A 12,944-nucleotide genomic window follows, 5' to 3' on the forward strand; every position below is an offset into this window, starting at 1 on the left:
GCGTGCGGCTCACGGGAGCGAGGACACCAGCTGTTCGAGCTCGACCCGCGGACCGGTGTAGAACGGGATTTCCTCACGGACATGACGTCTGGCTTCGGTTGCGCGCAGATCACGCATCAGGTCGACGATCCGGTCGAGCTCGGGAGCCTCGAAGGCGAGTATCCACTCGTAGTCGCCGAGAGCGAAGGACGGCACGGTGTTGGCGCGCACGTCCTTGTAGCCCCGCGCTGCCTTCCCGTGGTCTGCGAGCATCGTGCGTCGCTCGTCGTCGGGCAGCAGGTACCAGTCCAGTGAACGCACGAACGGGTAGACGCAGATGTAGTTGCCGGGGTCCTCGCCGGCGAGGAATGCCGGGACATGACTCTTGTTGAACTCGGCCGGACGGTGCAGAGCAGCGTTGCTCCACACCGGGTCGCTGGCACGACCGAGCTCGGTGGTGCGGCGGAAGTCCGAGTACACCTTCTGCAGATCCTCGATCCGCTGAGCGTGCGTCCAGATCATGAAGTCCGCGTCGGCGCGCATCCCGGCCACGTCGTAGAACCCGCGAACGACGACGTCGGTGTCCTCGAGCGCATCGAAGAAGGCTCTCGCCTCCTTCAGCGCGGCTTCACGATCGGCGCCGAGGACCCCGGGGCGAACCTTGAACACCGAGAACATCAGGTATCGGAGAGTGGAATTGAGGGCTGCGTAGTCCAGTCGTGCCATGCCTCCATGGTGCCACGGTGGCCGCCGACGTCACGCTGCGAGCGAGGCCGCCAGACGCTCGACGGCGGACCCTGCCGAGGCGATGCACGCCGGGACACCCACTCCGTGCAGGAAGGCCCCGGCGACCTCCAGGCCGGGACACCGCGCCACGTCGGCCTCGATGTCCGCCACGAGGGACTGGTGGTGCGGGCCGTACTGCGGCAGCCCCCCGAACCACCGCTGCACGACGGCCTCGGACGGCGCCGCCGCAATCCCGAGCACCGCTTCCAGATCGCGGCGCGCGGCGGCGATGATCTCCTCGTCGGCACGATGGACGATGGCGTCGTCGCCGAATCGGCCGAACGAGGCACGGACGATCGAGACCCCGCGCTCGGCGAGATGCGGCCACTTGCGACTCGAGAGAGTGAAGGCCTTGGCGTCGAGCGGGCGGCCCGTTCGATCACATTCGCCTGTCGCAACGAGCACACCACTGTTCTCGGGCAGCTCGATCGCATCGAACTGCAGGGCCGCAACCACCGAGCTCGCGAGCTGGATCCGGCCCAGTCCCGGTGCACGACCACCGATCAGGGCAGCGGCGTCCGGGGCCGGTACGCACAGCACGACTCCGTCGACGGTTCCGACCGGGTCGACCACCCAGCGCGAACCGTCCGGCCGCACGGCCGTGGCCGCCACGCCGATCATCGGCTGGACGTCCGCTGCGACGCGCAGCGCGTCGAGCAGCGTCGCGTACCCGTCGCGGAAGGACCCGAACACCGGGCCGGACGACGGCGGTGGCAGTGCGGCGCCAACGGCGGCAGTGAGCGAGAGCGCACCCGACCCTGATGCGGCGGCGTCCAGAGCGGCAGCCAGCGTCGGCACTGCCGCCCGTACGCCGATCGTCTCGGCTGAACCGGAGTACACACCGCCGAGCAGTGGGTCCACGCTTCGAGCGACGACCTGCTCCCCGAATCTGTCCCGGACGAGGGCACCGACGCTGATGTCGGATCCGGGGGTCCACTCGAACTCGCGGTCCGGCTCGGCCTCCACCTTCGCGATGGTGGCGGAGTCGACGAGACCGACCAGTGACTGCGCCGTCGACGGGATGCCCATGAGAGTTCTCGTGGGGATGGGGTGCAGCTCACCTGCGGCGCGAACAAGCGGGGAAACGGGCGCCGGGTGTACCACCTGATCGCTCAACCCCAGTTCGGCCGCCAGAGCGGCCACCTCGGGTCGGCGTGCGATGAACGCCTCGGCGCCCATGTCCAGTGGACCGCTCGACGTTGCTGCGGTGACGAGCTTGCCCCCGCTGCGAGGGGCACACTCGACCACGACGATGTCGGCGTCGGGACCGAACGTCGTCCGGGCCCGGAACGCCGCGACGAGGCCGGTGATCCCGGCACCGATGACGGCGATCCGACTCACAGCGAGTGCACCAGCTCCACCACCGAGGTGAGCACGTCAGGATCGGTCTCCGGCAGGACCCCGTGCCCGAGGTTGAAGATGTGTCCCAGCGCTCCGGCCTCGACAGCGCGGTCGGCGTCGGCGAGCACACGCCGAACACCGGCCTCGACCACGTCGCGACCGGCGAAGAGCAGCGAGGGATCGAGGTTGCCCTGCAACGCCTTCCCTCGCCCGACGCGTCGGGCGGCCTCGTCCAGCGGGACGCGCCAGTCCACACCGACGACATCCGCGCCGGCCTCACCCATGGCCCCGAGCAATTCCCCGGTCCCGACCCCGAAGTGGATGCGGGGCACGCCGGCGGCGGCGACGGCATCGAACACCCGCGCCGAGTGCGGCAACACATACTCGCGGTACTCCGCGAGCGAGAGCGCTCCGGCCCACGAGTCGAAGAGTTGAACGGCGTCGACACCGGCGGCGATCTGAACGTCGAGGAACGTGGTGGTGATCTCGGTCAGCGCGGACAACAGTGCGTGCCACGCGGCCGGATCTGCATGCATGAGGGCCTTGGTCTTCTCGTGGTTGCGGCTGGGACCGCCCTCGACGAGGTATGACGCGAGAGTGAAGGGTGCCCCGGCGAATCCGATGAGCGGGGTCTGCCCCAGGGCGGCCGTGAGCAACCGGACGGCCTCGGCGACAGGCGCGACGGCACCGCGGTCCAGGGACGGAAGCGCCGCCACGTCGGCTGCCGATCGAACGGGTGAGGCGATCACCGGTCCGGTGCCGGCGACGATGTCGAGGTCGATACCGGCGGCACGCAGCGGAACGACGATGTCGGAGAACAGGATCGCTGCGTCGACACCGTGACGTCGGATCGGCTGGAGTGTGATCTCGCAGACCAACGCGGGGTCGAAGCACGAATCGAGCATCGCGACCCCCTCGCGCACCTTGCGGTACTCGGGTAGGGAACGCCCGGCCTGGCGCATGAACCAGACCGGTCTGCGCTCAGGTACCCCACCACGGGCCGCCACCAGCAGAGGGGCGTCGGGGAGATGGCGGCGCGAGGACGTGTCGGTACTCATTGCTTCCATGATCCCACGGGCGATCGGACGGGTGCGGCGCGCCTCCACGACGGCCTCCGTGGTCAGCGATAGCGTCCGACACTGTGACCACGTCCGATGCCGCCGATCCGGCACCCTTCCGTGCGGCGATCGACGCCATGCTGCGCGCCAGCGTGCACCCGGACATCGAGGTCGGGCCGATCAGGCCCCCTCAACGTCTCGCGCCGTACAGCTACGCGATCGGTGCCGAGGTGCGTCACCCGGAGAGCGACGTCATCGCCGAGCAGAGCGACGGGGACGCCTTCGGCCGACTCATCCTGCTGTACGACCCCGCAGGCGACGAGGCGTGGAACGGAACCATGCGCCTGGTCGCCTACATCCAGGCCGACGTCGACGCCTCCCTCGCCGCCGATCCGCTGCTGCCGGAGGTGGCATGGAGTTGGCTGGTGGACGCATTCTCCGCTCGCTCGGAGAATGCGGGGTCGGCCCTGCAGACCGCGCTCGGCGGCACGGTGACCTCCACCAGTTCCGTGCGCTACGGCGATATCGTCGGGCCTCCGCGTGCCCACCAGCTCGAACTCCGCGCTTCCTGGACGGCTGTCACCGATGAGCTGGATGTTCACGTGGAGGCGTTCGGCGAGGTGCTCGCATACGCCGCGGGTCTGCCCCCGGCCGGCGTCACCCGTCTGGGATCGGTGGGGCTCCGCGATACCGGGCGGTGACCACGGGCGTAGCGGCGGTGACCACGGGCATAGAGTCGACAGCCATGAGGGTGTCATGAGCGAGCCGAAGAATGCAGAGCCGGTTCCGTTGCTGGCTCCGCGCGACGGTGTGCCCGCTGTCACCGACACCGTGCGTGGGGCGCTCGAGGCTGCCCGTCGACTGGCCGACGGCAGCGGACCACTGGCGGTGGACGCCGAAAGGGCGTCCGGCTTCCGCTACTCCGCGCGTGCCTACCTTCTGCAGTTCCGCCGCGATGGCGCCGGAACTGTACTGCTCGACCCGATACCGATCGTCGCCGAGGCCGGACCCGACGCCCTCGAGCCCTTCGGCGCTGTGGTCAACGACCTCGAGTGGGTACTGCATTCGGCCGATCAGGACCTACCGGGGCTGGCGGAACTGGGCATGCGGCCCGCGCGACTGTTCGACACCGAGCTCGCAGGGCGGCTGGCCGGCTTCGATCGTGTCGGTCTGGCCGCCATCGTCGAACGAGTCCTGGGATTGTCTCTACAGAAGGGCCACGGCGCTGCGGACTGGTCGACGCGACCGCTACCGGACACCTGGCTCAACTACGCGGCGCTCGACGTCGAGGTGCTCGTCGAGCTCCGCGACGCAATGGCGCAGGAACTGACCGAGCAGGGCAAGATCGACTGGGCGGCCGAGGAATTCGAACACATCAGGACCAGCGGACCTGCGGCGCCCAAGCCCGATCGGTGGCGACGAACGTCGGGAATCACATCGGTCAGGACGCCTCGGGCGTTGGCAGCGGTGCGCGAGTTGTGGACCACGCGCGATCAGATCGCCGAGCGACGCGATATCGCACCGAACCGCATTCTCCCCGACTCCGCGATCGTGGCGGCGGCGACGGCAGACCCGGCCGGCGTGGCGGAGTTGCGGGCACTACCGGTGTTCGGTGGACCGCGTCAGCGTCGAACCAGCGGCGTCTGGGTGGAGGCTCTGGCCCGCGCCCGAGCACTGCCCGAGCACGAACTCCCCCCGCTCACACCACCGTTCAACGGTCCACCGCCTCCCGGACGCTGGGCCCGCCGGAACCCGGAGGCAGCGGCACGGTTGAGTCGAGCGCGGGCGGAGATGACCGAACTCGGCGAACGCCTCGCCGTCCCGGTGGAGAACCTGCTCACCCCGGACATCCTGCGGCGTCTGCTGTGGGACTGGACACCACCTGCATCCGAGGCCGACGTGGCGGACACGATCGACGCGTTCCTCGCACGGTCGGGCGCCCGACCCTGGCAGCGCCGAGTGACCGTACCCGTGCTCGTTCGGGCCCTCGACGCCGTTGCGGAAACCGGGCCGGATCCAACCGCCGGGTCTGATCAGCCCGCCGGTCCCCCGGCTGCGCCCAACCAGCCCTGAACTCGACGTGTGATGTCCGCGGCGGTCAGGCCGATCTCGGCATGGATCGCATCGCGGGCAGCGTGGTCGAGGAACCGCTGTGGCACACCGAGATCGCGGCACGGCACGTCGACCCCGGACGAGCGAAGGGCAGCCGACACCGCCGATCCGACACCTCCGTGCAGCCCACTGTCCTCGATGGTCACCACGAGGGCATGCTCGGCCGCCAACTTCACCAGCGACTCCGGCACGGGGATCACCCACCGCGGATCCACAACCGTGGCACCGACGCCGTGCTCGCCCAGCGCAGCCGCAACATCGATGGCCGTGGACGCCATGGACCCGACCGCAACGAGCAGCACGTCCCGACTGTCGGACTCGCTCAGGACATCGACCACCGAGTCCAGTCGCCTCACTGCGGGAAGATCCTCCCCCACGGCACCCTTCGGGAAACGCAGAGCGGTCGGACCATCGGAGACTGCGAGCGCCTCCCCCAGTTCCTCGCGAAGCGTCGACCCGTCGCGCGGAGCGGCGACACGGATGCCGGGAACGATCGCCAGTAGCGAGAGATCCCACATGCCGTTGTGACTGGCTCCGTCCGACCCGGTCACACCCGCGCGGTCGAGAACCAGGGTGACGGGAAGTTTCAGAAGCGCCACGTCCATCAGCAGCTGGTCGAAGGCACGGTTGAGGAACGTGGAGTAGATGGCGACGACCGGGTGCAGTCCACCCAGGGCCAGACCTGCGGCCGATGTCAGCGCGTGCTGTTCGGCGATGCCCACGTCGAAGAAGCGGTCGGGGTAGGCCTCACCGAAGGGCGCGAGACCGGTCGGCCCGGCCATGGCGGCGGTGATCGCCACGACGTCCTCGCGCGTGGCGCCGATCCCGATCAGCTCGGCCGAGAAGACCGACGTCCAGTCCACCGCCGGCGACGACTTCGCCTGCCCGGTCACGGGATCGATGACACCGGTGGAGTGCATCTGGTCGGCTTCGTCGTTCTCGGCGTGCGAGTAGCCCATTCCCTTACGCGTGACCGCGTGCACCACCACGGGCCCGCCGAATGCGCGGGCGCGGCGCAGCGCCGACTCGAGGGCCGCTTCGTCGTGACCGTCGACCGGACCGAGGTACTTGATGCCGAGGTCGGTGAACATCACCTGAGGGCTGACCGCGTCCTTGAGCCCCGCCTTGATGCCGTGCAGGAGCTTGTACGCGGGCCCGCCCACCACCGGGAGGCGACGGACCGCACGCCGTCCGTTGTCGAGGAAGCGCTCGTAGCCGGGCTGCAACCGAAGCGCCGCGAGGTGCTCTGCCATACCTCCGATGGTCGGAGAGTAGGAACGACCGTTGTCGTTGACGACGATCACCACCGACCGGTTGCTGCCGGCCGCAATGTTGTTGAGCGCCTCCCAGCACATACCACCGGTGAGCGCGCCGTCCCCGACCACGGCCACCACGTGACGATCACGCTGGCCGGTCAGCTCGAACGCCTTCGCCAGACCGTCCGCGTAGGACAGGGCTGCCGAGGCGTGTGAGGACTCCACCCAGTCGTGCTCACTCTCTGCGCGCGCCGGGTAGCCGGAGAGACCGCCCTCCTTGCGCAGGGTGTCGAATCCGTCGGCACGACCGGTGACGATCTTGTGCACGTACGCCTGGTGGCCGGTGTCGAAGATGATCGGATCGTTGGGGGAATCGAAGATTCGATGAAGTGCCAGCGTCAGTTCCACGACGCCGAGATTCGGGCCGAGATGGCCGCCCGTGGCGGAGACCTTCTCGACGAGGAACTCGCGGATCTCCGCGGCCAGCGCCGCGAGTTCGATCCGGTCGAGGCCACGAAGGTCTGCAGGCGTTCGCACGCGATCGAGAACACCCAACGAGATCTCTCCCTCCACCCGCTCGCACGCCCACGCGTTCGAGGTCTGTCGAGTCTACGTGGCGCGGCGCAGTTCATGGGTCGCGACGAGAAGTGGCCGACCTCTCCGCGCGCGCTCCACCGGGCCTGCGAGGTGGCACGGCCGGGCGAATTGTGGCCGATACCACTGTCAGCTCAGCGTGACCGCGGTGATCGGGGTGGTGGTGGGTGCGGCGGCACCCGCTGCGGCCTCGACGGTGACGGCAAGTGTGCCCGCCGAACCCAGACGCGCCACCACCGCTCTCGACGTGCGGTCGGGAGCGACGAGACCGACAGGGCGCGGCGCCGACCCGTCGTCGATCAGCCACAGCGCGAACACGCGCCCCGGTGCGGGTGCGGACAGACCGTCCAGGGTCACCACCGCGGCGTCGTTGCGCCGCGACCAGGCCACCGTGGCGGTGCCACCGCCGGTGACCGCCGCGGACGCCGACTTCACGTCCGGTGAGTTCAGAATCGACTCCGGGGCCGTCTCCGGCGCCGACGCGATCGCCGGCACCGACGCGGAGTCGCGGTCGAGGGTTCCGATCACCGAAACGCCAGTCGCGACGACGATCGCGGCAGCTGCTGCCGCGACGGCGGTTCGGTATCGGCGTCGGCGGCGGGCGTCCAGAGAGACGACGGGCGCGCTCGAACCCTGTGCCGGAGAGTCGCTACCGACCTCGGGAACCCCGACCTCGGGCAGCCCGACATCGGAGAACAGGGCGGCCCGAAGGCTCGGCGGGGCGTCGACCGCGGTTGTGGCCGACATCAGGGCCAACGCCTCGTGCACCTCGCGAACAGCGGTGGCGAAGCGCGTTGCGACCTCCGGATCCGCTGCGGCCACGGCGGCCTCGACAGCGGCGTGCTGATCGGCGTCGAGGCTGTCGAGGGCATACGCGTACGCCCAGTCCGTGATCAGGGTGTCGGTCTCGATCGGGTCAGTCATCGAGGCTCACCCCGAGGCAGGACTTGAGTTTGATCAGCCCATCGCGAATCCGGGACTTGACGGTGGGAACGGCGACACCGAGTTCCTCGGCCACCTCCCGATAGGTCCGGCCGCTGTAGTACGCCAACCGCACCGACTCCCGCTGGGTATCGGTGAGAGTGTCCAGGCAGCGCACCACCGCCTCCGACTCGAGGCTCTGTGTCACCGATTCGAGCACCTGATCGTGCGCGGGACTGTGCGTTGACGATCCGTACAGAGCCTCGCGGTCGGTGCCGCTCTGCTCACTACGCACCCGGTCGACCGCGCGCCGGTGTGCCAGCGTCATCATCCATGCCAGCGGTGAGCCCTGCGCCGGGTCGTACCGGTCGGCGGTGCGCCAGATCTGCAGGAACACCTCCTGCGCGGTCTCCTCACTGAACCCCGGATCACGCAGAACACGCAGCACCATGCCGTAGATGCGCGACGACGTCAGGTCGTACAGCTCGGAGAATGCCCGTCGATCCCCGCGACCGACGGCCACCAGCAACGAGCGCAGCCGCTCGGCCTCGCTCGCCCGAACAGCGGCAGAGTTCGGCGCCGGCACCGGGCATGCCGGCGCGGCTGCGGGCCGATCCCAATTCTCAGTCGTCACGGGCAGGTGCGCCCTCGGACGTCGGCAATCACGTTCATCGCAGACGAGCCTAATGCGCGGGGTACCCGATCCCCTACACGAGTGTCCCGCCCACCGGAACGAACAGACCGATCACCTCCACGTGGTGGGTCATCGGGAACGCGTCGAAGCCGGCCAACCGGGCCAGTCGGTAGCCGCGCGCGCGGTAGTCACCCGCGTCGCGAGCGAAGGCAGCCGGGTCGCAGCCGATGTGCACGATTCGCTCCGGCCCCACGGCTGTGAGGTTCTCGATCACGGCACGACCGGCACCGGAGCGGGGTGGATCGAGCACCACCACCTCGGGAGGCCGAGATGTCGGCAGAGTCGTTCCCGCTCGCAGCACCCGCTCGACGCGCCCGACCTCGAGTACGACCTCCGGCATCGCGCTCAGGGCTACACCGCCGTCTCGCACCGCCGACGCCGACGCCTCCAGGCCCCATACCGCCCCACGCTCGCCGACCTGTTCGGCGAGCCGGGCCGCGAACACCCCGGCGCCGCAGTAGAGATCCCATGCGGTGGCTCCCGGGGACGGCCGGGCCCACTCGGCGACCACATCGCTGTATACCGCGGGTGCGTCCCGATGGGCCTGCCAGAAGCCGGCGGCGTCGACCACCCAGCTCTGCGGACCGACCCGCTCGGTGGCCCGGCCGGTTCCCTCGACCACCTCCACCGAACCGTCCCGGCTCGCTGCCGTACGTGCGGCGGTCGCAGCACGTCTGGCTGCGTCGCGACCACCCGACCCGCGCAGGCCGCCTCGTGAGCGCTCGCCACCGCGTGGCGCCCGCAGCTCGAGCACGTGCCGGGAGCCGGTGGAGTCGACGACCACCTGGACTCGGGAGTGCGGTGTGAACCGCAGATCGCCAAGTCCGACCATCGCCGCGGGTACGCCCTGTCCGCACCTGTCGTCCGTGATCACCCTCTCGCTCCGGAACCCTCGAACACCGGCTCTGCCGTTGGCATCGACACCGAGCCCGGTGCGCGTGCGCCAACCGCGGGGCGCGCCCGATCCGACCGGACGCACCGTCACCGGAATGTCGATACCGGCCAGGCGGCGCAGTTGATCGCCGACAACCGTGGCCTTGAGCTCGCGTAGCGCAGACGGGTCCACGTGCGAGAAGTCGCAGCACCCGCCGCGGTCGGGTCCCGCGACCGGACACAGGGGGGCGATGCGGTCCGGCGAGGGCTCGAGAACCTCCACCGCATCGCCGCGGCAGAAGCGCTTACCCGGATCGTCGGTGATGCGTACCCGTACCATCTCGCCAGGAAGGGTGTGGCGGACGAAGACCACTCGACCGTCGTGCCGCGCCACACACGATCCGCCGTGCGCCGGTCCCCCGACGCGGACCTCGACGGTCGAGCCGGTCAGGCCGACGGCCGTCGCATTCGGGCGGCTCTCGTTCATGTCCCCGCTGGGGGTTCGTACCCGCGTCGCAGGGATCCCGGGGCGTTCTGAAGCGAGTCCTGTCGAGCATTCGCACTCGAACTGAGCTGCCAGGGGACGCTGGTGACCATGACACCGGGCTGGAAGAGCAGTCGACTCTTCAGACGCAGAGCGCTCTGGTTGTGCAGGATCTGCTCCCACCAGTGGCCGACCACGTACTCCGGGATGAAGACGGTGACCACGTCCCTGGGCTGATCACGGCGCACCCGCCGGACGTAGTCGAGCACGGGCTTGGTGATCTCGCGGTACGGGGACTCGACCACCTTCAGCGGCACCGAGATGTCGCTCTTCTCCCACTGCTGCACCAACTCTCGCGTATCGGCCTCGTCGACGTTGACCGTGATCGCCTCGAGCGTGTCGGGGCGACTTGCCCGCGCGTACGCGAGCGCTCGGAGGGTGGGCCGGTGAAGCTTGGACACGAGAACGATCGAGTGTGTGCGGCTGGGTAGCACGCCGTCCCACTCGACGTCGGCAAGCTCGGTCGCCACCGAGTCGTAGTGACGCCGAATCGCTTTCATGAGTACGAAGATCGCGATCATCGCGACGATCGCGATCCAGGCTCCCGCGGCGAACTTGGTGATGAGCACGATCACAAGCACCGTGCCCGTCATCGCCAGACCGATCGAGTTGATCACCCGCGACCGTTGCATGCGTCGCCGAGCCACCGGATCGGTCTCGGACCGCAGCAGACGCGTCCAGTGCCGGATCATTCCGGTCTGGCTCAGGGTGAAGGAGACGAAGACACCCACGATGTAGAGCTGGATGAGCTTGGTGACCTCGGCGTTGAAGAGCACCACGAACGAGATGGCTGCCACCGAGAGGAAGAGGATCCCGTTGCTGAAGGCCAACCGGTCGCCACGGGTGTGGAACTGGCGTGGGAGGAAGCGATCCTGCGCAAGGATCGAGCCCAGCACCGGGAATCCGTTGAATGCGGTGTTCGCGGCCAACACCAGGATCAGGGCCGTGACGGTGGTGATGAAGAAGAAGCCCACCGGGAACCCGGAGAAGACGGCCTCGGCCAGTTGGGCGATGAGCGTCTTCTGCTGGTAGTCCGCGGGGGCGCCGGCCAACTGGGTGGCGGGGTCGGCAGCGAACTTCACCCCGATCTTCTCGGCCAACACGATGATGCCGAGGAGCAGGGTGATGCCGATCAGACCGAGGAGTAGAAGAGTGGTCGCGGCGTTGCGGGACTTCGGCTTACGGAATGCAGGCACCCCGTTCGAGATCGCTTCGACTCCGGTCAGTGCAGCACAGCCCGAGCTGAACGCACGCGCGAGCAGGAATGCGAACGCGATGCCGTACAGGTGCGAATCGTCGCCGACGAGTGTGAAGTTCGACGATTCCGCCTCGACGTCGTCGCCGAGGAGGAACACCCGGATCAGCCCCCAGGCCAACATGATGAACATGCCGATCATGAATGCGTACGTCGGGATTGCGAACGCGGTCCCCGACTCCCGGATGCCGCGCAGGTTGATCGAGGTGATCACCGCGATGGCGGTGACCGCGAAGAGCACCTTGTGTTCCTCGACGAACGGGATCGCCGATCCGATGTTCGACGCTGCCGCCGAGATCGACACGGCCACCGTGAGTACGTAGTCGACCAGGAGCGCGCTGCCGACGGTCAGACCCGCGGACGGACCCAGGTTGGTGGTGGCGACCTCGTAGTCACCACCCCCCGACGGGTACGCGTGCACGTTCTGGCGGTAGCTGGCCACCACCACGGCCATGACGGCCGCAACGGCCAGGCCCACCCACAAGCTGAAGGTGTACGCGCTCAGACCCGCCACCGACAGCACGAGGAAGATCTCCTCGGGTGCGTAGGCGACCGACGACATGGCGTCTGAGGCGAACACGGGCAGCGCGATACGCTTCGGCAGCAGGGTGTGCCCCAGCGTGTCGCTGCGGAACGGTCTGCCCAGTAGCAGCCTTTTGGTGGCCGTCGATAGCTTGGACACGCAGCAGAGCCTAGGGGTAGTCCGCGTTCGAAACGCGCCGGGGCGCGAATACGGTCCCACGGGGTGGGACGGTGGGCGCGGCGGCTGTACGGTTTGGGCCGTAGCCACCGTCGCCTCGGCCGCCGTCTCGAAGCGGTCGTCGCCCGAACCGAGCACCTGGAGCAGTGTTGTACGTAGTCGTCATGGGGTGCGGCCGGGTCGGATCGTCCCTGGCCTGCGCCCTCGCGCGCATAGGTCACGAGGTCGCGGTCATCGATCGCGACGCGAACGCCTTCCTACGGTTGGGGGCAGGGTTCACCGGCACCACGGTGCAGGGAATGGGATTCGACCGGGACGTGCTCACCAGGGCCGGGATCGACAAGGCCGACGCGTTCGCCGCCGTGTCCTCCGGCGACAACTCCAACATCATCGCCGCCCGTGTGGCCCGCGAGACGTTCGGTGTGGAGCGGGTGGTCGCGCGAATCTACGACGCCAAGCGCGCCGCGGTCTACGAACGTCTTGGCATCCCGACCGTCGCAACGGTGCCGTGGACCACCGACCGGTTCCTGCACACGCTGATCGAGGAGTCCGAACCGACCAAGTGGCGAGATCCGTCGGGCACGGTGGCCGTGGCACGTCTGCACTTGCACGAGCAGTGGATCGGCCACGGAGTCGGCGCTCTCGAGCGGGCGACCGGCTCGAGGGTGGCCTTCGTGATCCGGTTCGGCGCGGGTCTGCTGCCCGACCGGAAGACGGTGCTGCAGTCCGGCGACGAGGTGTGGATCGCCGCGGTGAGCGGCAGCGTCGCAGAGGCCGTCGCACTCGCCGGCAACCCACCGCCGGAGGACTCCTGAGGTGACGTCCGACGCC

At 68.9% G+C, this 12,944-nt stretch carries 11 protein-coding genes; 3 read left to right on the top strand and 8 right to left on the bottom strand.

The annotated features are described in order from the left end of the window. Nucleotides 1–9: 9 nt before the first annotated feature. Genes hemQ through hemE form a run of 3 tightly spaced genes read right to left on the bottom strand, consistent with a single transcriptional unit; the run spans nucleotide 10 to nucleotide 3,164 of the window. A complete protein-coding gene (hemQ, locus tag ACY48E_RS07225) occupies nucleotides 10–705 on the bottom strand; it encodes a hydrogen peroxide-dependent heme synthase (protein WP_462871449.1) in 696 nt (231 codons plus the stop codon). Between the two features lie 30 nt (nucleotides 706–735). Then, nucleotides 736–2,106 carry a protoporphyrinogen oxidase gene (locus tag ACY48E_RS07230; protein WP_462871450.1) on the bottom strand — a complete coding sequence of 457 codons (1,371 nt, stop codon included), beginning with the start codon at nucleotides 2,104–2,106 and terminating at the stop codon, nucleotides 736–738. After that, complete coding sequence (hemE, locus tag ACY48E_RS07235; protein WP_462871451.1) at nucleotides 2,103–3,164, bottom strand: uroporphyrinogen decarboxylase; 1,062 nt, start codon at nucleotides 3,162–3,164, stop codon at nucleotides 2,103–2,105. The genes ACY48E_RS07230 and hemE overlap by 4 nt, the downstream gene beginning before the upstream one ends. Nucleotides 3,165–3,301: 137 nt before the next feature. On the opposite strand from hemE, the gene ACY48E_RS07240 reads away from it, so the two are divergent. Further along, entirely contained in the window at nucleotides 3,302–3,865 is a 564-nt protein-coding gene (locus ACY48E_RS07240) for a DUF3000 domain-containing protein (RefSeq protein WP_462871541.1), read from the top strand. A 55-nt stretch (nucleotides 3,866–3,920) separates the two neighbouring features. Further along, entirely contained in the window at nucleotides 3,921–5,237 is a 1,317-nt protein-coding gene (locus ACY48E_RS07245; RefSeq protein ID WP_462871452.1) for an HRDC domain-containing protein, read from the top strand. On the opposite strand, the gene dxs is transcribed toward ACY48E_RS07245, so the two are convergent. The 5 genes from dxs to ACY48E_RS07270 all read right to left on the bottom strand — a co-directional run bounded on the left by dxs (nucleotide 5,198) and on the right by ACY48E_RS07270 (nucleotide 12,095). Continuing rightward, complete coding sequence (gene dxs / locus ACY48E_RS07250; protein WP_462871542.1) at nucleotides 5,198–7,087, bottom strand: 1-deoxy-D-xylulose-5-phosphate synthase; 1,890 nt, start codon at nucleotides 7,085–7,087, stop codon at nucleotides 5,198–5,200. The genes ACY48E_RS07245 and dxs overlap by 40 nt on opposite strands. Nucleotides 7,088–7,255: 168 nt before the next feature. Then, nucleotides 7,256–8,050: an anti-sigma factor gene (locus tag ACY48E_RS07255; RefSeq protein ID WP_462871453.1), complete on the bottom strand. Its 795-nt coding sequence runs from the start codon at nucleotides 8,048–8,050 to the stop codon at nucleotides 7,256–7,258. Next, on the bottom strand, nucleotides 8,043–8,687 hold the full coding sequence (locus ACY48E_RS07260; RefSeq protein WP_462871543.1) for a sigma-70 family RNA polymerase sigma factor: 645 nt from the start codon (nucleotides 8,685–8,687) through the stop codon (nucleotides 8,043–8,045). Before ACY48E_RS07260 ends, ACY48E_RS07255 begins: the two co-directional genes overlap by 8 nt. 67 nt (nucleotides 8,688–8,754) lie before the next feature. Further along, a complete protein-coding gene (locus ACY48E_RS07265) occupies nucleotides 8,755–10,101 on the bottom strand; it encodes a class I SAM-dependent RNA methyltransferase (RefSeq protein ID WP_462871454.1) in 1,347 nt (448 codons plus the stop codon). After that, complete coding sequence (locus tag ACY48E_RS07270; protein WP_462871455.1) at nucleotides 10,098–12,095, bottom strand: APC family permease; 1,998 nt, start codon at nucleotides 12,093–12,095, stop codon at nucleotides 10,098–10,100. Before ACY48E_RS07270 ends, ACY48E_RS07265 begins: the two co-directional genes overlap by 4 nt. 167 nt (nucleotides 12,096–12,262) lie before the next feature. Between ACY48E_RS07270 and ACY48E_RS07275 the strand changes: the two genes are divergently transcribed. Next, nucleotides 12,263–12,928: a potassium channel family protein gene (locus ACY48E_RS07275; RefSeq protein ID WP_462871544.1), complete on the top strand. Its 666-nt coding sequence runs from the start codon at nucleotides 12,263–12,265 to the stop codon at nucleotides 12,926–12,928. Nucleotides 12,929–12,944 lie beyond the last annotated feature (16 nt).

This window comes from Rhodococcus sp. AZ1, assembly GCF_054979605.1.

Excerpts from the sequence above, each read along its gene's own strand:
- hemQ (WP_462871449.1), bottom strand. The coding sequence starts at position 705 with ATGGCACGACTGGACTACGCAGCCCTCAATTCCACTCTCCGATACCTG.
- hemE (WP_462871451.1), bottom strand. The coding sequence starts at position 3,164 with ATGAGTACCGACACGTCCTCGCGCCGCCATCTCCCCGACGCCCCTCTG.
- ACY48E_RS07240 (WP_462871541.1), top strand. The coding sequence starts at position 3,302 with ATGCTGCGCGCCAGCGTGCACCCGGACATCGAGGTCGGGCCGATCAGG.
- ACY48E_RS07245 (WP_462871452.1), top strand. The coding sequence starts at position 3,921 with ATGAGCGAGCCGAAGAATGCAGAGCCGGTTCCGTTGCTGGCTCCGCGC.
- ACY48E_RS07255 (WP_462871453.1), bottom strand. The coding sequence starts at position 8,050 with ATGACTGACCCGATCGAGACCGACACCCTGATCACGGACTGGGCGTAC.
- ACY48E_RS07265 (WP_462871454.1), bottom strand. The coding sequence starts at position 10,101 with ATGAACGAGAGCCGCCCGAATGCGACGGCCGTCGGCCTGACCGGCTCG.